The organism is Mixta theicola (assembly GCF_002895925.1).
GTDB classification, from domain to species: domain Bacteria; phylum Pseudomonadota; class Gammaproteobacteria; order Enterobacterales; family Enterobacteriaceae; genus Mixta; species Mixta theicola.
In genome coordinates, this window is the sequence record NZ_NWUO01000003.1 from 121,957 (window position 1) to 140,559 (window position 18,603).

At 52.7% G+C, this 18,603-nt stretch carries 21 protein-coding genes and 1 other RNA gene; 13 read left to right on the forward strand and 9 right to left on the reverse strand.

Going from position 1 to position 18,603, the window contains the following annotated elements; genetic code table 11:
- Positions 1 to 123 precede the first annotated feature (123 nt).
- Positions 124 to 513 carry a DUF454 family protein gene (locus tag COO59_RS05470; RefSeq protein ID WP_103058810.1) on the reverse strand — a complete coding sequence of 130 codons (390 nt, stop codon included), beginning with the start codon at positions 511 to 513 and terminating at the stop codon, positions 124 to 126.
- A 129-nt stretch (positions 514 to 642) separates the two neighbouring features.
- On the opposite strand from COO59_RS05470, the gene COO59_RS05475 reads away from it, so the two are divergent.
- Complete coding sequence (locus COO59_RS05475) at positions 643 to 885, forward strand: hypothetical protein (RefSeq protein WP_103058811.1); 243 nt, start codon at positions 643 to 645, stop codon at positions 883 to 885.
- A gap of 10 nt (positions 886 to 895) precedes the next feature.
- Positions 896 to 1,051 carry a pleiotropic regulatory protein RsmS gene (gene rsmS / locus COO59_RS05480; protein ID WP_103058812.1) on the forward strand — a complete coding sequence of 52 codons (156 nt, stop codon included), beginning with the start codon at positions 896 to 898 and terminating at the stop codon, positions 1,049 to 1,051.
- Here rsmS and acrR read toward each other — a convergent pair.
- The gene (gene acrR / locus COO59_RS05485; RefSeq protein WP_103058813.1) at positions 1,044 to 1,688 is read right to left on the reverse strand and encodes a multidrug efflux transporter transcriptional repressor AcrR; all 645 of its coding nucleotides are present in this window, start codon (positions 1,686 to 1,688) and stop codon (positions 1,044 to 1,046) included. The genes rsmS and acrR overlap by 8 nt on opposite strands.
- Before the next feature lie 140 nt (positions 1,689 to 1,828).
- Between acrR and COO59_RS05490 the strand changes: the two genes are divergently transcribed.
- From COO59_RS05490 to COO59_RS05520, 7 genes are all read left to right on the forward strand, one after another.
- Positions 1,829 to 3,025 carry an efflux RND transporter periplasmic adaptor subunit gene (locus COO59_RS05490; protein ID WP_103058814.1) on the forward strand — a complete coding sequence of 399 codons (1,197 nt, stop codon included), beginning with the start codon at positions 1,829 to 1,831 and terminating at the stop codon, positions 3,023 to 3,025.
- Positions 3,026 to 3,042: 17 nt separating this feature from the next.
- A complete protein-coding gene (locus COO59_RS05495; protein ID WP_103058815.1) occupies positions 3,043 to 6,192 on the forward strand; it encodes a multidrug efflux RND transporter permease subunit AcrB in 3,150 nt (1,049 codons plus the stop codon).
- Positions 6,193 to 6,391: 199 nt separating this feature from the next.
- Entirely contained in the window at positions 6,392 to 6,649 is a 258-nt protein-coding gene (locus tag COO59_RS05500; protein WP_103058816.1) for a type B 50S ribosomal protein L31, read from the forward strand.
- A gap of 15 nt (positions 6,650 to 6,664) precedes the next feature.
- Positions 6,665 to 6,805 carry a type B 50S ribosomal protein L36 gene (gene ykgO, locus COO59_RS05505; protein WP_103058817.1) on the forward strand — a complete coding sequence of 47 codons (141 nt, stop codon included), beginning with the start codon at positions 6,665 to 6,667 and terminating at the stop codon, positions 6,803 to 6,805.
- Positions 6,806 to 7,154: 349 nt separating this feature from the next.
- The gene (locus COO59_RS05510) at positions 7,155 to 7,508 is read left to right on the forward strand and encodes a hypothetical protein (RefSeq protein WP_103058818.1); all 354 of its coding nucleotides are present in this window, start codon (positions 7,155 to 7,157) and stop codon (positions 7,506 to 7,508) included.
- Between the two features lie 148 nt (positions 7,509 to 7,656).
- Positions 7,657 to 8,037: an Hha toxicity modulator TomB gene (gene tomB, locus COO59_RS05515; RefSeq protein ID WP_103058819.1), complete on the forward strand. Its 381-nt coding sequence runs from the start codon at positions 7,657 to 7,659 to the stop codon at positions 8,035 to 8,037.
- Positions 8,038 to 8,064: 27 nt separating this feature from the next.
- Entirely contained in the window at positions 8,065 to 8,283 is a 219-nt protein-coding gene (locus tag COO59_RS05520; RefSeq protein WP_071883698.1) for an HHA domain-containing protein, read from the forward strand.
- Between the two features lie 39 nt (positions 8,284 to 8,322).
- Here the strand turns inward: COO59_RS05520 and ffs are convergent.
- An RNA gene (gene ffs / locus COO59_RS05525) (signal recognition particle sRNA small type) lies at positions 8,323 to 8,419 on the reverse strand.
- Positions 8,420 to 8,632: 213 nt separating this feature from the next.
- On the opposite strand from ffs, the gene COO59_RS05530 reads away from it, so the two are divergent.
- Positions 8,633 to 8,941, forward strand: coding sequence for an MGMT family protein (locus COO59_RS05530; RefSeq protein WP_103058820.1), 309 nt, complete (start codon positions 8,633 to 8,635; stop codon positions 8,939 to 8,941).
- Positions 8,942 to 8,972: 31 nt separating this feature from the next.
- Here COO59_RS05530 and COO59_RS05535 read toward each other — a convergent pair whose 3' ends face one another.
- Complete coding sequence (locus COO59_RS05535; RefSeq protein ID WP_103058821.1) at positions 8,973 to 9,527, reverse strand: YbaY family lipoprotein; 555 nt, start codon at positions 9,525 to 9,527, stop codon at positions 8,973 to 8,975.
- Positions 9,528 to 9,743: 216 nt separating this feature from the next.
- Between COO59_RS05535 and tesB the strand changes: the two genes are divergently transcribed.
- Entirely contained in the window at positions 9,744 to 10,604 is an 861-nt protein-coding gene (tesB, locus tag COO59_RS05540; RefSeq protein ID WP_103058822.1) for an acyl-CoA thioesterase II, read from the forward strand.
- Between the two features lie 51 nt (positions 10,605 to 10,655).
- On the opposite strand, the gene amtB is transcribed toward tesB, so the two are convergent.
- The 5 genes from amtB to COO59_RS05565 form a co-directional block, all read right to left on the reverse strand.
- Complete coding sequence (amtB, locus tag COO59_RS05545; RefSeq protein WP_103058823.1) at positions 10,656 to 11,939, reverse strand: ammonium transporter AmtB; 1,284 nt, start codon at positions 11,937 to 11,939, stop codon at positions 10,656 to 10,658.
- Between the two features lie 36 nt (positions 11,940 to 11,975).
- Positions 11,976 to 12,314 (reverse strand): P-II family nitrogen regulator, encoded by a 339-nt coding sequence (gene glnK / locus COO59_RS05550; RefSeq protein ID WP_103058824.1) that lies wholly within the window; start codon positions 12,312 to 12,314, stop codon positions 11,976 to 11,978.
- Positions 12,315 to 12,562: 248 nt separating this feature from the next.
- Complete coding sequence (locus COO59_RS05555) at positions 12,563 to 14,332, reverse strand: SmdB family multidrug efflux ABC transporter permease/ATP-binding protein (RefSeq protein ID WP_103058825.1); 1,770 nt, start codon at positions 14,330 to 14,332, stop codon at positions 12,563 to 12,565.
- Complete coding sequence (locus COO59_RS05560; RefSeq protein WP_103058826.1) at positions 14,325 to 16,103, reverse strand: SmdA family multidrug ABC transporter permease/ATP-binding protein; 1,779 nt, start codon at positions 16,101 to 16,103, stop codon at positions 14,325 to 14,327. The genes COO59_RS05555 and COO59_RS05560 overlap by 8 nt, the downstream gene beginning before the upstream one ends.
- 51 nt (positions 16,104 to 16,154) lie before the next feature.
- Positions 16,155 to 16,616, reverse strand: a complete 462-nt coding sequence (locus COO59_RS05565; protein ID WP_103058827.1) for an Lrp/AsnC family transcriptional regulator — start codon at positions 16,614 to 16,616, stop codon at positions 16,155 to 16,157.
- 116 nt (positions 16,617 to 16,732) lie between these two features.
- On the opposite strand from COO59_RS05565, the gene COO59_RS05570 reads away from it, so the two are divergent.
- Together COO59_RS05570 and queC are read left to right on the forward strand one after the other, a co-directional pair.
- On the forward strand, positions 16,733 to 17,770 hold the full coding sequence (locus COO59_RS05570) for a PLP-dependent cysteine synthase family protein (protein ID WP_103058828.1): 1,038 nt from the start codon (positions 16,733 to 16,735) through the stop codon (positions 17,768 to 17,770).
- A 119-nt stretch (positions 17,771 to 17,889) separates the two neighbouring features.
- Positions 17,890 to 18,585: a 7-cyano-7-deazaguanine synthase QueC gene (gene queC / locus COO59_RS05575; protein WP_103058829.1), complete on the forward strand. Its 696-nt coding sequence runs from the start codon at positions 17,890 to 17,892 to the stop codon at positions 18,583 to 18,585.
- Positions 18,586 to 18,603 lie beyond the last annotated feature (18 nt).

Genomic DNA, 18,603 nt, shown 5'->3' on the forward strand with positions numbered 1-18,603 from the left:
AAAAATAATGAAATCAGGGAAGCCACGCACGAAAACGAACAAATCTAAGCAAACCGCAGGACAAATGCAACTCTGATTGCCATGCTGGCAGTTTAAGTATTTGAAAATAGATAAGGTAAAAAGTTAATTTATGTTTTTCTCGTCGTTTTTTTCCCGCGCGACTACCGGCATTCGCCACATAAACAGCAACAGCGCCGCTAACATGCACAGCAGCATAATGCGCAGCCAGAATAGGTTCACCAGCCAAATCGATACGGCGAAGGTGCCGATCATAAGTAGCGTGGCGCGCAGCTTAACGCCCGGCGGCAGCGCCCGATGCTGCTGCCAGTGGCGGATATAGACGCCGAACCAGGAACGATACAGCAGCCACTGATGAAAGCGCGGCGAAGAACGGGCGAAACACCAGGCGGCCAGCAAAATAAAAGGCGTGGTAGGCAGCAGCGGTAAAACCACGCCCAGCGTGCCCAGCACGATAGCCAACCAGCCAATAATAAGTAAGATGATGCGCTGCATACTCTGTCCCGTGAAAAATCTATCGGGATCACTTTATCACAGCCCCCAGGCTGTGCTGCAGCCGCTGACGGGCTATTTTATCTATTGTTATTTACAGGTTTAAAATCGGCGCTTAATAAGGACTTCATTATGGGACTGTTATCCTGGCTACTTGTTGGCCTGTTGGTTGGCCTGGCGGCGGGCAAACTGATGCCGGGCCGCGGCAGCTGGCTGCCGACGCTGATTTTAGCGACGATCGGCGCTCTGGTCGGCGGCTATGTTAGCGTCTATTTTAACTGGGGAACGTTAGCCAGCCTGCACCCACGTGCGCTGTTGCTGGCGCTTGCGGGCGCATTACTGCTGGTGGCGGTATCGCGAATTATACGACGTTAAGGAGCAAAGCATGTCGCTGGAAAACGCCTCTGAAGACATTAAACTGGCGGTAGAGCTGATTATGCTGCTTGAGCAAAACGAAATTGCGCCAGAAACCGTGCTGGCTGCGCTGGAGATCGTGCGCCGCGATTTTGAAAAAAAACAGCAGAAGCCAACGCTTACCTGACAGCTGGCGGGCTCAGGCTGGGACTGGTTTTTAGCATATCAATCAGCGTTTCCACCAGTACCGGCGCATCCTGCTCAATGTCGAAGCTCTCCGGCATAAACAGCCAGTTTTCCATAATGCCGGTGATATAGCCGCGAATAATAATGGCCGCCCGTCGTATATTGAGCTCGGCGGGCAGCTGGCCTGCCTTAATGCAATGACTCAGCGACCGCTCTATCTTTTCGTAACATTCAAGATAAAGATTCTGCTGCATAATTTGTAACGGCAGCATTTCTCCCACAAACTCGCATTTATGGAAAATAATTTCCAGCAGTGAGCGCCGCCGCTGGTCGCGTGCCGGGGCTTCAAAAACATAACGCAGTATCGCGCGCATGACAGAAAGTGGATCGTCCGGGTATTTTGCCTGATACTCTTGCTCAACGTCCTCCAGGCCAGATTCAGACTGCGCCCAGATCTCATTCAGTAGATCGGTCTTGTTTTTAAAATGCCAATAGATAGCGCCACGCGTCACGCCAGCCGCAGTGGCAATATCAGCAAGCGAGGTCGCCGAAACACCGAATTCCGAAAATCGTGCAATAGCGGCATCAAGTATTTGGTGCCGTGTTTCAAGGGCTTGCTGTTTGGTTTTTCGTGCCATAGTGAGTGCTTTTACCAAGCGGCAGATTTACATACATTTGCGAATGTATGTACCATAGCATGACCATAATTTAAATGCAGCAATGGCTCAACGGTTTGTGATCCATTGACCGATCGATATTGAACAATCGAGGTTGATTTATGAAAAATAACAGAGGGTTAACGCCTCTGGCGGCCGTCCTGATGCTTTCAGGCAGCTTTTTGCTAACAGGATGTGATGATAAGTCTCAGCAGGCAGGCCAACAGCAGCAGGCACCTGAGGTTGGCGTAGTAACACTGAAAAGCGAACCGTTGAAAATTACCACTGAGCTACCGGGAAGAACTTCCGCTTATCGCGTGGCTGAAGTACGTCCGCAGGTTTCAGGCATCATTTTGAAACGCAACTTTGTTGAAGGCACCGATGTTAGGGCTGGCGAATCGCTGTATCAGATCGATCCGGCACCTTATCAGGCTGCCTATAACAGCGCGAAAGGCGACCTCGCTCAGGCCCAGGCCAATGCCCAAATCGCTGCGGTAACGGTAAAACGCTATCAGCCGCTGCTGGGAACGAAATATATCAGCCAGCAGGATTACGATCAGGCGATGGCCACGCAAAGCCAGACGGCCGCCGCTGTCGCGGTAGCCAAGGCCAGCGTGGAAACGGCGCGTATCAATCTGGCCTACACCAAGGTAACGTCTCCGATTAGCGGCCGTATCGGCAAATCCTCCGTGACCGAAGGCGCGCTGGTGCAGAGTGGCCAAACCACCGCCCTGGCTACCGTACAACAGCTCGATCCGATGTATGTCGACGTTACGCAGTCCAGCGATGAATACATGCGCTTGCGTAAGGAGCTGGAATCGGGCCAGTTACAGCAAACCGACGGCAAAGCCAACGTGACGCTGATGATGTCTGATGGTAGCGACTATCAGCAGCCGGGTACGCTGGAATTCTCGGATGTTACCGTTGATGAGACCACCGGCTCGATTACGCTGCGTGCGGTCTTCCCGAATCCGGATAATCGTCTGCTGCCGGGAATGTTCGTCCGTGCGCGTCTGGAAGAAGGCACCAATCCAAACGCTATTCTGGTTCCGCAACAGGCGGTAACCCGTACGCCAACCGGTCAGGCAACGGTGATGGTCGTGGGTCAGGACAACAAAGTGGCCGTGCGTACCGTAAACGCTCAGCAGGCCATTGGTGATAAGTGGCTGGTAACCCAGGGCGTACAGGCTGGCGATCGCGTTATTTCGGTCGGTCTCCAGCGTGCAAAACCTGGCGTGCAGGTCACACCGCAGGAAGTAACAGATGACGCTAAAGCGAATCAACAGTCGCCAACGCAATCTGAAAAACCTCAGTCTTAAACAGGAGCCACTGATACATGGCTAAGTTCTTTATCGATCGCCCCATATTCGCGTGGGTAATCGCCATTATTATTATGCTGGCGGGTGCGCTATCGATTCTTAAGCTGCCGATTGAGCAATATCCGAACGTTGCTCCTGTAGCGATACAGATTAACGCGACCTACCCAGGGGCGGATGCTAAAACGCTGCAGGACTCGGTAACGCAGGTTATTGAGCAAAATATGAACGGCATTGATGGACTGATGTATATGTCCTCAAGCAGCGATTCATCCGGCTCGCTGCAGCTTACCCTTTCCTTCCAGTCTGGTACCGATGCGGACATCGCCCAGGTGCAGGTGCAGAACAAACTGCAGTTGGCGATGCCGCTTCTGCCGCAGGAAGTTCAGCAACAGGGCATCCAGGTTAAAAAATCCTCCAGCAGCTTCCTGATGGTTGCGGGCTTTGTGAGTGAAGATGGCAGCATGACGCAGAACGATATTGCGGACTTTGTCTCTTCTAACATCAAAGATCCTATCAGCCGTACTAGCGGGGTGGGCGACACGCAGCTGTTTGGTGCGCAGTATGCTATGCGTATCTGGATGGATCCGCATAAGCTGAATAACTATCAGCTGACGCCGGTTGACGTGATAAGCGCGATTTCCGCGCAAAACGCCCAGGTAGCGGCCGGTCAGCTGGGCGGTACGCCGCCGGTGAAAGGCCAACAGCTTAACGCCTCGATTATTGCGCAAACGCGCCTGACCTCCACGGAAGAGTTCGGTAAAATCTTACTGAAGGTTAATCCGGATGGATCTCAGGTTCGTCTGCGTGACGTGGCAACTATTGAGCTGGGCGGTGAGAACTATGAAATCATCGCGCGCTTTAACGGTCAGCCTGCCTCCGGTCTCGGGATTAAGCTGGCAACCGGCGCCAACGCGCTGGATACTGCCGAAGCGGTAAAAGCCGAGCTGGCACAGCTTTCCCCTACTTTCCCCGCCGGGCTGAAAGTGGTTTATCCTTATGACACCACGCCGTTTGTTAAGATCTCTATCTTTGAGGTTGTAAAAACGCTGTTCGAAGCCATTGTGCTGGTGTTCTTGGTGATGTACCTGTTCCTGCAAAACTTCCGCGCCACGCTAATCCCAACGATTGCGGTGCCGGTTGTTCTGTTAGGAACGTTCGCCATTATTAGCGCGTTCGGCTACTCGATAAATACCCTGACCATGTTCGGTATGGTGCTGGCTATCGGCCTGTTGGTGGATGACGCCATCGTGGTGGTAGAAAACGTCGAGCGCGTCATGGCTGAAGAAGGGCTGTCGCCAAAAGAGGCGACGCGTAAATCGATGGGGCAGATCCAAAGCGCACTGGTCGGTATCGCGCTGGTTCTCTCCGCCGTATTTATACCGATGGCCTTCTTTGGCGGCGCGACCGGGGTTATCTATCGGCAGTTCTCCATTACGATTGTTTCCGCAATGATATTGTCGGTTATCGTCGCATTGATTCTGACCCCCGCGCTCTGCGCCACCATGCTTAAGCCGATCAAAAAAGGCGATCACGGCAAAACCACCGGTTTCTTCGGCTGGTTTAACCGCCTGTTTGACAAAAGCACTAACCACTATGTGGATAGCGTTGGGCATATCGTGCGCAGCACCGGTCGTTATCTGCTGCTCTATCTGCTGATTGTAGTAGGCATGGCCGTACTGTTTATGCGTCTGCCCACCTCGTTCCTGCCGGAAGAAGACCAGGGGCTGCTGTTGACGCAGGCTCAGCTGCCGGCCGGCGCAACGCAGGAGCGTACCCAGAAGGTGCTCGATCAGATCTCTCACTATTATCTGACCAAAGAGAAAGCTAACGTCCAGTCGGTGTTTACGGTTAACGGCTTCGGCTTTGCGGGTCGTGGACAGAACACCGGTATCGCCTTCGTCAGCCTTAAGCCGTGGGAAGAGCGTAGCGGCTCAGAAAACAAGGTGCCGGCGATTGCGGGTCGCGCCATGCAGGCGTTGGGCGCGATTAAAGATGCTATGGCCATTCCATTTAACCTGCCAGCAATTATCGAACTGGGTAACGCTACCGGCTTCGACTTTGAGCTGATCGATCAGGCTGGCCTGGGGCATGATAAGCTGATGCAGGCGCGTAATCAGCTTCTGGGCATGGCGGCACAGCATCCTGATACGTTAGTCGGCATGCGTCCTAACGGTCTGGAAGATACCCCGCAGTACAAGCTGACGGTCGATCAGGAAAAGGCTCAGGCGCTGGGCGTTTCCATTTCCGATATTAACACTACGCTGGGTGCTGCCTGGGGTGGCTCGTACGTTAACGACTTTATCGATCGTGGCCGCGTGAAAAAAGTGTATGTGATGGGTAAAGCCGAGTCACGTATGCTGCCGAACGACATCAATAAATGGTATGTACGCGCCTCTAACGGCGAAATGGTGCCCTTCTCGGCCTTCTCTTCCGCGCAATGGCAATATGGTTCGCCGCGTCTGGAGCGCTATAACGGTCTGCCATCCATGGAGATCATGGGTCAGGCGGCACCGGGCCGCAGTTCGGGTGATGCGATGGCTCTGATGGAACAGCTTGCTTCGAAGCTGCCTCAGGGCATTGGCTATGACTGGACCGGTATGTCCTATCAGGAACGCCTCTCTGGTAACCAGGCGCCTGCGCTCTATGCCATTTCGCTGATTGTGGTGTTCCTGTGTCTGGCGGCGCTCTATGAGAGCTGGTCAATTCCGTTCGCCGTTATGCTGGTAGTGCCGTTAGGGGTTATCGGTGCCCTGATCTTTACCACGCTGCGCGGACTGAGTAACGACGTCTACTTTGTGGTGGGCCTGTTGACTACCGTGGGGCTGTCGGCGAAAAACGCCATATTAATTGTTGAATTCGCCAAAGATCTGATGGAAAAAGAGGGCAAAGGACTGGTAGAAGCCACGCTGGAAGCAACCCGCATGCGTCTGCGTCCTATCCTGATGACCTCCCTGGCCTTTATTCTGGGCGTATTGCCGTTGGCTATCAGTACCGGCGCAGGCTCCGGTGCTCAGAACGCGGTAGGTACAGGCGTAATGGGTGGTATGGTTACCGCTACCATTCTGGCTATCTTCTTTGTTCCGGTGTTCTTCGTTGTGGTGCGTCGCCGCTTCGGCAAACATAAGGATGAGCTGGAACAAGGCCATCCTGTTGAACAGCAACATTAATTAACGTTATATACTCTCCGGAGGCCACTTAGGTGGCCTCTTTTTTTATGCATCGTCAGGCTCCGCCAACCCTCCCCTCACGCCTTTTATCCCCGGCGCGTGTTTAAGAATCTTTGTACGTACTGTTCCAGCCCGTTGCATAAACCAAATGAAAGGCGCATAATAATTGTTATGATATAACATATCAAAAGGAGCAATAATGAAACCGGGTATTCATCCTCATTACCGTACCGTCGTTTTTCACGACACCAGCGCCGATCACTATTTTAAAACCGGTTCGACGATTAAAACCGATCGGACGATGGAAATTAATGGCGAAATCTTCCCTTACGTTGCGCTGGAGGTTTCTTCCGCTTCCCATCCGCACTATACGGGCAAGCAGAAAGACTACAGCCGTGAAGGGAGCTCTGCGCGTTTCAATCAACGCTACGGCCGTTTTTTTGCTAAGAGTGATTAAGGAGAAGGAAGGATTATGAAAGTTTTAAGCTCGTTGCGCGCCGCTAAGTTACGCCATAAGGAGTGCAAGATAGTCCGTCGGCACGGTCGCGTATATGTGATTTGTAAAAGTAATCCACACTTTAAAGCGGTTCAGGGCGGAAAGAAAAAACGTTAAACGCGTGCAGGCTGGCGATTCTGCTGGCCTGATATAACCTGCTTTTTCTTCAGCGTTTTTTAAATACCTGATTCCGGCCGCAATAACAATGAGCGATCCGCGGTGGTTTAAGCCGTGATTGTAAGAAAATTGTATCCTTTTATGTCAATAAAACAGGCTATTTAACCCTTATTGTTGCTTTAAACTCAGAAAATTCAACAGGCTGTGTTTACATTAGCTACCCAGAATCGAGTTAATGCGTGACATCTACTGGCATAAAATCAGGTCAACCTTTAATTAACCTTGCTTGTCTTCTGGCATACTTAATCTCACTCTTATCTTAACCCCTGATAAACTCTGCGGAGGTAAAGTGCGAAAAATTATCCCGTGCGATATTTTGCAAGTTGACAGAGATCCGCTAAAATTAAAAAATATCATTTTACAGAATATTCCCAAAATAGAAAAAATGCTGATCGGAGACCTACAATGGTATTCGCAAAATGCACTTTTAGTTCCGGGATCGGTTAACGTTATTTCTGTAGAGCCCATAAGTAACGACAGATATAAACTGTACTATCAATTCGACTGGAATGTATTCAATGCCTGTCTTGACATTAATCAGACAGAAACCCAACGGGAAAGTGTTGAATTTGAAGTAATTCCTGGCGCACTGGCCTTTAACTTTATTGATGATACGCGTCCTTCTACTGCCGATGAACTATAACTTTACTCATACCTTATCTGAAAAGAGCAAGCTTACGTTATATTTACCTTGTCTGATTAACTAACGAAACTTAATATTAACCATATAGTACAGTGCTTTTTTCGCTGTTTCGCATGCAGACAATGGTCGATGTATGGAGGGAAAAAAGATGGACGAATACTCACCGAAGCGGCATGATATTGCCCAGTTGAATTTCTTGTGTGAGAATCTGTACGACGAAAGTATGGCAACGTTGGGTGACAGCCATCATGGCTGGGTCAACGATCCTACGTCTGCTTCTAATTTACAACTTAATGACCTAATCGAACATATTGCTTCATTCACTATGAATTATAAAATAAAGCATGCTGGCGATGAGGATCTCATTGTTCAAATTGATGATTACCTCGATGATACTTTTATGCTATTCAGTAATTACGGCATTAATGTTCAGGATCTGCAACGCTGGCAGCGTTCTGCCAGACGTTTGTTTAACCTTTTCGCAGAAGAGTGCGCCCAGCTTCCTTTACAGCCAAGCCATTCGTTTTAGCAACCATTCATTTATTATGGTTTAACCATGACAGAAAAAATTATGACCAAAACTGACTATCTGATGCGCTTAAGGCGTTGCCGATCAATTGATACGCTTGAGCGTGTTATTGAAAAAAATAAATATGAATTACCGGATGATGAGTTGGCCGTTTTTTATTCCGCCGCCGATCATCGCCTGGCTGAATTAACGATGAATAAGCTGTACGATAAAGTACCGGTATCCGTATGGAAATATGTACGCTAAATAGATAATAAATTGCGGGATGGGTAAAAATGGTGGGGGCCCTGCCAGCTACATCCCGGCACACGCGTTACCTGCTGCGGCTGCTTCCTTCCGGACCTGACCGAATTCACAAGTTAGCGTTGCGGGAGAACCAACCGGGCCCCCATTGACGCGCTCCGTTACAGAGCGGAGGCATTATCAATGATGCCCGGGGTAAATGCAAGCCGCACGCCCGCAATCGTTGTTTTATTAAACAACTTCCTGCTTTTCTTTGATAATTTTCTCTCGTCATTCGTTTACAGGTTTTGCATATTTCTTCAGACGCTGCTTTTTGCGAGGATAAAGCGCAGGCCATAAAGCAGGAGCAGCTATGGAAAATGATTCTTTCTCACAGCGCGTTATACAGGTTATCGCCGCTATTCCCTGCGGAACCGTTGCCACCTACGGCGACGTAGCGCGACTGGCCGGCTCGCCGCGTGCAGCACGCCAGGTTGGCGGGTTGCTAAAACGTCTGCCCGCCGATAGTCGCCTGCCCTGGCATCGAATTATTAACCGCCACGGACAAATTTCGCTGCAGGGCGATGATTTACTGCGCCAGCGTGATGCGCTGGAGGCGGAAGGGATTGAAATCAGTGACGAAGGACAGGTCGATCTGGCGCGCTACCGCTGGCAATGGTAAGGGGCCAGCAACGCTGGCCCAATAAACGCGCTTAAAAGCTGGTTGGCGCAGGTATCGATGAGGATGGCGTAACCTGAGTCGGCGACGTTGCCGGAACGGTAGTCACGGCGCCGCTTTGGGTCGGTATCGCTACCGATGTCGCAGGCACCAGAGTTAAATCGATTTTTGTACCGCCATGATTAACTGCCGTTTTAACCGAGTCGGTCATAAAGATGACTTTATTATTCTGCGTGATCGCGGCGCTTAAGAGAATGCGCGCGTCAGGCTGAATATCGGCCGGATTAAAGGGCAAGACGAAATGGAACGGCGCCTGTTTGCCCTGGGTAACGACAACGCGCTGCGCCAGTACTTTGGCCGGTGCGTTAGCCAGGGATGCGTCTGAAAGCGTTACCGTTAATGCCGCGTCGGGCGGTAACGCTATTTTTTGCCGAATATAAATCGAACCGCTCACGTTTGGCTGGGCAATAACCGGTTGTCCTGCTAACTCTGCGCCCGGAGCCGGAACGGGAATATTTGCACTTTTATCTGCACAACCTGCAAGGGCAACGGCCAGCGCTGCTCCGCTCATTACATGCCAGAATTTCATTGATAACTTCTCCTTCTGATCAATGTCGTATCGGCGACAAATTGGCCGAAACAGCTATAAGGGGCTGTATGTGCTTAATTCTGGCACAGGATCTACTTTTTTACCTGGCGGCTGCCGGGTTCATTTTTATTAACTGAAACTTTAGCGTCTGTCGACGGTTGCAGGAACTGGTCGGATCTCGCAAACTAAACCGGTAATGTTATCGAGGAACGTCTCATGAGCCAGGCATTAAAAAATTTACTTAATCTGTTGCAGCTGGAAAAAATTGAGGAAGGCCTGTTTCGCGGCCAAAGCGAGGATTTAGGTCTGCGCCAGGTATTTGGTGGGCAGGTAGTCGGCCAGGCGCTGCATGCGGCCAAGCAAACCGTACCTGCCGAACGTAATATTCACTCTTTCCATAGCTACTTCTTACGTCCCGGCGATAGCCAGAAAGCGATTATTTATGACGTCGAAACGCTGCGTGACGGTCACAGCTTTAGCGCGCGTCGCGTTGCCGCTATTCAGAACGGTCAGCCTATTTTCTATATGACCGCCTCTTTCCAGGCACCGGAAACCGGTTTTGAACATCAAAAACCGATGCCTGACGTTCCTGGCCCGGAAGGCTTACCCGACGAGACGGAAATCGCCCAACGGCTGGCCGCCATGATCCCGGAAAAGATCCGCGCGAAGTTCCTCGCCGAGAAGCCGTTAGATATTCGTCCGGTGACGTTCCACAATCCGTTAAAGGGCCATGTCGATTTGCCGACGCGCCAGGTATGGTTACGCGCTAACGGCGTAATGCCTGACGACGCGCGTATCCATCAATATTTGCTGGGCTACGCTTCCGATCTTAATTTTCTCCCGGTTGCGCTTCAGCCGCACGGCAAAGGTTTTCTTGAGCCGGGCATGCAGGTAGCCACCATCGATCATTCTATGTGGTTTCATCGGGCGGTCGATTTAAATCAGTGGCTGTTATACAGCGTGGAAAGCACCTCGGCCTCCGGGGCGCGCGGCTTTGTACGCGGAGAATTTTATACGCAGGAAGGAATACTGGTTGCTTCAACCGTGCAGGAAGGCGTAATGCGCCAACGCAGCTGATACGATCAAACAGGACGATGCCGGGCATCGTCCTGTTTTGGTTAATTCAGATTACTGATTATAGGCATTCTCGCCGTGGCTGTTGACGTCAAGGCCTTCACGCTCCTGCTCTTCCGGCACGCGCAGTCCAACCAGCATATCCGCGACCTTGAAGCCAATAAAGGCCACCACGCCGGTCCAGACGATAGTCAAAATAACGCTAAGCAGCTGTACCCAAATCTGATGGCCCATGGTAACGCCCTCGGCGTAACCGACGCCGCCCAGTGAAGAAGAGGCGAAAACGCCGGTCAGAATGCAGCCGATAATGCCGCAAACGCCGTGTACGCCGAACACATCGCAAGGGTCGTCAACACGCAGCCATTTTTTCAGCACCGTGACGCCCCACAAGCCGGCCAGGCCGCCGATCAAGCCGATAAGCAGCGCACCGCCAACGCCAACGTAGCCACAGGCAGGCGTGATCGCGACCAGCCCCGCGATAAAGCCTGAACTGGCGCCAAGCAGCGAGGGTTTGCCACGCAGCGCCCATTCGCCAAAGGTCCATGTCAGCACCGCACCCGCCGTCGCCACTACGGTATTCAGAAAGGCCAGCGCAGCAATCTCGTTTGCCGCCGCCGCTGAGCCGGCGTTAAAACCAAACCAGCCAACGTAGAGGATGGCCGTACCGGTAAATACCATCGGCAGGTTGTGCGGCTTAAAGGCCTCTTTGCCAAAGCCCGCGCGTTTACCGACCAGGTAAGCGCCAACCAGACCGGCAACGGCAGCGTTAATATGAACCACGGTCCCGCCAGCAAAATCAAGCGCGCCATCCTGCGCCAGGAAGCCGCCCGCCCAGACCATATGGGCAATAGGCAGGTAAGACAGCGTCAGCCAGATGACCACAAAGATCAGGACGGCCGAAAAGCGGATACGCTCGGCAATAGAGCCAACAATCAGCCCTACGGTAATACAGGCGAAAGAGGCCTGGAAAACCACATGGATATATTGATAGAAGGTGCCGCTTAACGCAGTCAGGCTGATATTTTTCAGCATGAGCCAGTTCAGGCCGCCGAAAAAAGCGTTACCCTCGCTAAACGCCAGTGAATAGCCATACAGCACCCAGATTACGCAGACCATGGCGAAGGTAACAGCAACCTGCGTCAGCAGTGAAAGTACGTTTTTAGCGCGGATCAGGCCACCATAAAAGAGCGCTATCCCCGGAATTGACATAAACAGCACCAGCGCGGTGCAAATCATCATAAAAGCGTTGTCCGCCTTATCCGCAACGGCAGGCGCCGCCATCGCCAGCGATGGTAACAGCGCCAGGCCAGCGAGGCCTTTGGTCATTAATTTATTCATTTTTATTCCATCCCATCACAATATACAGAACCCGGTTTAAAGCGCGGCTTCGTCAGTTTCACCGGTGCGAATACGGATAACGCGCTGGAGCTCAGCAACAAAAATTTTGCCATCACCGATTTTGCCGGTGTAGGCCGCCTTGCTAATAACATCAACTACTTCATCCAGTTGATCGTCGGCAATGGCAATATCGACTTTGACTTTAGGCAGAAAATTCACGTTATATTCAGCGCCACGATAGAGTTCAGCATGGCCTTTTTGACGGCCAAATCCCTTAACCTCTGTTACGGTCAGTCCCTGAATGCCGACAGAAGAGAGCGCTTCGCGCACGTCCTCCAGTTTGAATGGCTTGATGACTACGGTAACCAGCTTCATATGCTCCCCTCGCTTAATCATGTTGAACATGCCACTGACACAGGTGACTAAAGCAAAGGCTGTGCCATTCGTGAGGAAAAAGTAAAAGAGCCGCAGGAAGCCGCGCAGTCAGGATAAATACGCTCTTAACGAGGAAATATGGCAGGTGAAATAAGAAAAAACGCACCGTTATGGTGCGTTAGGGAACTTTAGCGTGCATTTACCGGGAAGATGCTGGTAATCGCGCCTGAAAAAGGTGCAAAAAAGCGTTATGCCCCTTCGCCAATGCCCGTTGTCAGCTCACGGCTTACCTGCTGCAGCTGATACATCTGCCAGTAACGACCCTGCTGCGCCAGCAGCTGCTGATGCGTCCCCCGCTCAACAGCCTGTCCCCGATGCAGCACTAAAATCGTATCGGCTTCCGTAATCGTAGAGAGACGGTGCGCGATAACCACCAGCGTGGTTTTCTTTCTGACTTCCTGCAGGGCACGCTGAATCGCCTGTTCGGTGCCGGAATCAATATTCGCTGTCGCTTCATCCAGAATCAGGATCTGCGGCGCGGCAACCAGTACGCGCGCCAGCGCCAGCAGCTGTTTCTGCCCTACCGACAGGTTATTGCCTTGTTCATTGAGGCGCGTATGGATGCCGTCGGCGAGGCCGCGCGCCAACTCGGCCAGCTGTACAGCTTCCAGCGCCTCCCATACCTTCTGCTCGCTGATAACGCGGCCCAGCGTAACATTGGCAAAAAAGCTGTCAGCCAGCACCACCGGATCCTGCTGCACCATCGCCACGCTCTGACGCAACGCCTGATGGCTGAACTGTTCCAGCGGACGTCCATCCAGAAAAATGCGGCCATGCTTCACCGGGTAGTAGCCCATCAGCAGGCTGGCAAGCGTGCTTTTACCGCTGCCGGTATGGCCGACAAGCGCGACAAAACTTCGTGAAGCAACCTGAAGTGAAATATCTTCCAGCACATTGCGTCCGTCGCGATAGGCAAAACTAAGATGTTCAATATCGATGCGGCCACTTTGTAACGGCTGCTGTTCCTGACCGTAATGCTGACGCGGCGCATCCATTAATTCAAAAATACGCTCGCCGGCCACGATAGCCTGCTGCAACATCGATTGCTGGGTGGTCAATTCGATTAGCGGCTCGTTTAACCGTCCCAGGTAGCTGATAAAGGCGTACAGCACGCCGACTGCAAATACGCCGACCGAAGAGAAACTAAACAGCATCAGCAGCCCGCACAGAATGGTGGCTGAAAACAGGCTTAACAACGGACGCAGCAGAAAACCGTCCAGTCTCAACGTCTCCATGCGCGCCAGATAGTGCGAACGACTGGCCTCACCTATCCGCTCGCCAAACCGTGCCTGCTGACGAAACTGCTGGATAACGCTCATGCCATTAATGACTTCATTGAAACCATTATTAATATCAGCCAGGTAGCTGCGTACCCGCCGAACAATCGGCGTGCTGTAACGCTGGTAAATCAGCATCACGGTGAGCACCAGCGGGAAAATCACTACCGCCACCAGCGCCATGCGCCAGTCCAGGCTAAACATGGCGATCAGCATCGCGCCAATCAATGCGGCGCTGCGCAGCACGGTCGCCACAACCGTTATCCACAGATCTTTTATCACTTCGGTATCATTGGTAACGCGTGAAATAATCTGGCCAACCGGCTGCCGATCAAAGGCGCTGAGCGGCTGACGCAGAGCCGCATCCATCACATCGGATCGCAAGCGCTGCACAACCCCCACCGCCGCCTGGTTAAACAGCAGCGCCTGCCAGTAATGCAGCAGTGCCGCCAGCCCCTGAAGCAGAATAAAAGCGCAGGCCAGCCCAATTGCCAGCCCAACGGGCATCCTGTGCCGGGCGATTAAATGATCGATAAAATAACCAATCAGAACCGGCCCCAGCACCTCAGCGGCGGCAGCGACCCACAGCATAAGCACCGCCAGCGACAGCGCTTTGCGCCAGGGCTTGCCATAGGAGAGCAGCCTTTTCAGCGTCGGCCAAAGTTTTCTGGTCTCAGCCATGATGTTTTTCCTCGCTGCTGCGGCTAACTTCGTCCTCATTCAACGCCGCCTCCAGCTGCTGATAGCGATACATATCGCTATACCAGCCCTGCTGCCGTAACAGCGCGCTATGATCGCCGCGCTGCGCCACGATGCCCTGCTGCATAACCAGGATTTCACTGGCCTCGGTAAGCGCCGACAGGCGATGGGCGCTGATAATGACCGTACGCCCTTGCCCCCAGCGGCGTAAATTATGCAGAATTTGATGTTCGGTACGTCCATCCACCGCCGAAAGCGCATCATCCAGCATCAGGATTTCGGCATCCAACAGCAAGGCGCGCGCGATGGAGATACGCTGTTTCTGACCGCCGGAAAGCATCACGCCACGTTCGCCCACCTCGGTTTCGTATCCCTGCGGCAAACGCAGAATATCGTCATGAACGCTCGCCAGCTTAGCCGCGCGTTCGATGTCATCGCGGCTGGCGCCGGGGCGACCCAGCGCAATATTGTTCGCTACCGTATCGGAAAACAGAAACGGCGTTTGATTCACTACCGCCAGCCGCCCACGCCAGCTATCGATTCGCAGCTGCGTCAGCGGGATGCCGTGATAGCGAATATCGCCCTGAGAAATATCGAAATGGCGCTGGATCAGGCTCAACAGCGTACTTTTCCCTGCCCCGGTCGGGCCGCACAGGCCAAGCATTTGCCCTGGCTTGAGATTAAAATTCAGATTCCGTAGCGCAGGTTGCGCGCTGCCGGGATAATTAAATTCACGAATCGCCACCTGCAGCACGCCGCGTCCTTCCGGCAATATTTTACTGCCGTCTTCCACCGCAGGCGCTTCTGACAGCAGCGTGCGGATGCGGCTCCATGCCGCACTGCCGCGCTCAACGATGTTAAACATCCACGCCAGCGCCAGCATCGGCCAGATCATCAGGCCCAGATACATAACGAAGCTGGTTAACTGACCCAGCGTCATCTGCTGGTGCCAGACTAACCAGCTGCCGCCGCCAATAGCCAACAGATTAGAGAAGCCAATAGCGATATAAATAGTGGGATCGAAACGGGCGTCCACGCGCGCCACGCGCAGATTTTTCTCACCGGCATCGGCCGCTATCGCCGCAAACTGTCGGGACTGGTGATCTTCCAGGCCGAAGGCTTTCACCATGCGAATGCTGGTCAGGCTTTCCTGCGCCTGATCGTTAAGGGAGGAAAACGCCGCCTGCGCCAGCTTAAAGCGCTGATGCAGCTGTGACCCATAACGCTTAATCATTAGCGCCATTATCGGCATCGGTACCAGCGCCAGCAGCGTGAGCTGCCAGCTGATTTGGGTACTCATCACAATCAGCACCGCGCAGCCCATCACCAGCGAATCCACCAGCGTTAACACCCCTTCACCGGCGGCAAAGACTACGCGATCGACATCATTAGTCGCCCGCGCGATAAGATCGCCGGTGCGGTGGCGCAGATAAAATCCCGGATGCTGCCGACTCAGCTGGCGATAAAAATCTTCCCGCAGCTCTACCGCCAGCTGATAGGAAGCGCCAAACAGCAGTACGCGCCAGACGTAGCGCAGCAGATATACCACCAGCGCGGTCGCCAGCATAATGCCGATCCACATCATGACAGAGCCTGCGCTCAGGCGATGCTGCGTAACGCCATCAACGATAATGCCCACAATTTTGGGCGGCAGCAGTTGTAAAATCGCAATCACGATTAACAGGGAAACCGCACCGAAATAGCGCCGCCACTCGCGGAGAAAATACCAACTTAACTGGCTAAACAATCGCACAAAAAATTGTCCTGCAAGGTTAAACGATCGGCCTTAAAAGGCGGTAAAAAATCAAGGTTCAACAGGTAATGCCGTAGTATATTTTATCTCTTCCATAGCAAAACTGGAGGTAACGTCGATAAGGCCGCTGACGCCGTTGACCAGACGTTTATAGAGCGCATCATACTGCTTCATATCAGCAACCTGGATGCGTAACAGATAATCATACTCGCCCGCCATACGATAAAACGCCATGACTTCGGGCTGGCCTTGCACCACGCTAACAAACTCCTGATACCATTCACGATTATGCTGTTGCGTTTTAATCAACATAAAGGCCGTTAGTCCCAGCCCCAGCTTTTCACTATCCAGCAGCGCTACGCGCCCGCGGATAATACCGTCATCTTCCAGCTTTTTAAGCCGCTTCCAGCAGGGCGTAGTCGTAAGATTAACGGCATCGGCCAATGTCTGCAGCGATAGCGTGCAATCCTTTTGCAACAGCGCCAGCAGCTTGCGATCGATTTTATCCAACACCTGCCCTCTTTGGAGAAATTTTTGCTAAGGATCCTTTATTATACAGGAAATAAGGCAAACCTTTTTCCCGCTGAATGCCTTACGCTTATGGCGTTTATCGCCGGGGGAACAGGATAATGAACAGTCAGTGGGTTAAATACGCTATTAATGAAATCAATGCGGATTTTCAGCGTTCCGCCGAAACGCATCTGATCCGTTTCACGCTGCCCCAGTTTCCGGGCATCTGGTTTTATCTTAAAGATGAAAGCACGCATCCAACCGGTAGCCTGAAGCATCGTCTGGCCCGTTCACTGTTTCTCTACGGCCTGTGTAATGGCTGGATTAAGCCAGGAACGACGATTGTCGAAGCCTCTTCCGGCAGCACCGCCGTTTCTGAAGCTTATTTTTCGCGTTTGCTGGGCCTGCCGTTTATTGCCGTAATGCCTGCCAGCACCGCGCGACGCAAAGTTGAACAAATTACTTTTTACGGCGGACGATGTCACTTCGTTCAGGATCCCTGTGCCCTTTATGAGGAGTCTGAACGGCTGGCGCGCGATCTTAACGGCCATTTTATGGACCAGTTCACCTACGCTGAACGCGCTACCGACTGGCGCGGCAATAATAATATTGCAGAAAGCATCTTTCGGCAGATGGCCAGCGAACCTTTCCCCATCCCGGATACGATTGTCATGTCCGCCGGTACTGGCGGCACATCGGCGACTCTTGGGCGTTACTTACGCTATCAGGGACACGCAACGCGTCTGTTGGTCGTGGATCCGGAAAACTCAGTTTTTCATGATTACTGGCACAGGCGCGATCTCTCCTTACGCAGCGGCGGCGGCAGTCGCATTGAGGGAATTGGTCGTCCACGCGTGGAGCCTTCTTTTATTCCCGATGTGATTGACGAGATGATGCGCGTTCCCGACGCGGCTTCCGCCGCCGCAATGCACTATCTGGCCCAGATCCTCGGCAGGAAGCCCGGCGCCTCTACCGGCACCAACTTCTGGGGAGCGATTCAGGTGGCTCAACGTATGCGCCAGCAGCAGCGTGAAGGCGCTATTGTGACGCTGCTATGCGACAGCGGCGAGCGCTACCTTGATACCTGGTATGATCCGCAATGGGTCGAAAGTCAGGTGGGCGACCTGACGCCATGGCTGCAGCAGTTGCGCGGTTAACCAAACCCTATACGCCCGCCCCTGCAGCAGTAGCCGCCTTAATCCGAACAGCCAGCAGGCTACCTTTCTTGCGTCACAGGCATTACCATAAGCCCGGATACGTTTAGTAAGGCTAAAAAATGAAACGAGCAGTGGTAGTTTTCAGCGGCGGGCAGGACTCCACAACCTGCCTGATTCAGGCGTTAGCGCAATATGACGAAGTTCACTGCGTTACCTTTGATTATGGTCAGCGTCATCGTCAGGAGATCGACGTAGCGCGCGAACTGGCGATTCGGCTTGGCGCGCGCGCCCATAAGGTGCTGGACGTTACGCTGCTGAATGAGCTGGCTATCAGCAGCCTGACGCGCGATAACATCCCGGTGCCGCAATATGACGCCAACGCCAGCGGTTTGCCCAGCACCTTTGTTCCGGGACGCAATATTCTCTTTCTTACCCTGGCCTCAATTTATGCTTATCAGGTTGAGGCAGAGGCGGTGATTACCGGCGTTTGCGAAACGGATTTCTCTGGCTATCCGGACTGTCGCGATGAGTTTGTCAAGGCGTTAAATCACGCCGTGGAACTGGGTATGGCCCGGCCCGTACGTTTTGAAACCCCGCTGATGTGGCTGAATAAAGCGGAAACCTGGGCGCTGGCGGACTACTGGCAGCAGCTGCCTTTGGTACGGCAGGATACGCTGACCTGTTATAACGGCATTAAGGGCGACGGCTGCGGTGAATGTGCTGCCTGTCATCTGCGGGCGAACGGACTGAAAAACTATCAGGAAGATAGCGCTGCCGTGATGCACAGCATGCAGCAGAAAACCGGTTTACGCTAAACGTTCGTGAAAAACAGC

What these genes read in the sequence shown, in the direction of transcription:
- COO59_RS05470 (WP_103058810.1), bottom strand. Translation starts at nt 513, where the DNA reads ATGCAGCGCATCATCTTACTTATTATTGGCTGGTTGGCTATCGTGCTG.
- COO59_RS05475 (WP_103058811.1), top strand. Translation starts at nt 643, where the DNA reads ATGGGACTGTTATCCTGGCTACTTGTTGGCCTGTTGGTTGGCCTGGCG.
- rsmS (WP_103058812.1), top strand. Translation starts at nt 896, where the DNA reads ATGTCGCTGGAAAACGCCTCTGAAGACATTAAACTGGCGGTAGAGCTG.
- acrR (WP_103058813.1), bottom strand. Translation starts at nt 1,688, where the DNA reads ATGGCACGAAAAACCAAACAGCAAGCCCTTGAAACACGGCACCAAATA.
- COO59_RS05490 (WP_103058814.1), top strand. Translation starts at nt 1,829, where the DNA reads ATGAAAAATAACAGAGGGTTAACGCCTCTGGCGGCCGTCCTGATGCTT.
- COO59_RS05495 (WP_103058815.1), top strand. Translation starts at nt 3,043, where the DNA reads ATGGCTAAGTTCTTTATCGATCGCCCCATATTCGCGTGGGTAATCGCC.
- COO59_RS05500 (WP_103058816.1), top strand. Translation starts at nt 6,392, where the DNA reads ATGAAACCGGGTATTCATCCTCATTACCGTACCGTCGTTTTTCACGAC.
- ykgO (WP_103058817.1), top strand. Translation starts at nt 6,665, where the DNA reads ATGAAAGTTTTAAGCTCGTTGCGCGCCGCTAAGTTACGCCATAAGGAG.
- tomB (WP_103058819.1), top strand. Translation starts at nt 7,657, where the DNA reads ATGGACGAATACTCACCGAAGCGGCATGATATTGCCCAGTTGAATTTC.
- COO59_RS05520 (WP_071883698.1), top strand. Translation starts at nt 8,065, where the DNA reads ATGACAGAAAAAATTATGACCAAAACTGACTATCTGATGCGCTTAAGG.
- COO59_RS05530 (WP_103058820.1), top strand. Translation starts at nt 8,633, where the DNA reads ATGGAAAATGATTCTTTCTCACAGCGCGTTATACAGGTTATCGCCGCT.
- COO59_RS05535 (WP_103058821.1), bottom strand. Translation starts at nt 9,527, where the DNA reads ATGAAATTCTGGCATGTAATGAGCGGAGCAGCGCTGGCCGTTGCCCTT.
- tesB (WP_103058822.1), top strand. Translation starts at nt 9,744, where the DNA reads ATGAGCCAGGCATTAAAAAATTTACTTAATCTGTTGCAGCTGGAAAAA.
- amtB (WP_103058823.1), bottom strand. Translation starts at nt 11,939, where the DNA reads ATGAATAAATTAATGACCAAAGGCCTCGCTGGCCTGGCGCTGTTACCA.
- glnK (WP_103058824.1), bottom strand. Translation starts at nt 12,314, where the DNA reads ATGAAGCTGGTTACCGTAGTCATCAAGCCATTCAAACTGGAGGACGTG.
- COO59_RS05555 (WP_103058825.1), bottom strand. Translation starts at nt 14,332, where the DNA reads ATGGCTGAGACCAGAAAACTTTGGCCGACGCTGAAAAGGCTGCTCTCC.
- COO59_RS05570 (WP_103058828.1), top strand. Translation starts at nt 16,733, where the DNA reads ATGAACAGTCAGTGGGTTAAATACGCTATTAATGAAATCAATGCGGAT.
- queC (WP_103058829.1), top strand. Translation starts at nt 17,890, where the DNA reads ATGAAACGAGCAGTGGTAGTTTTCAGCGGCGGGCAGGACTCCACAACC.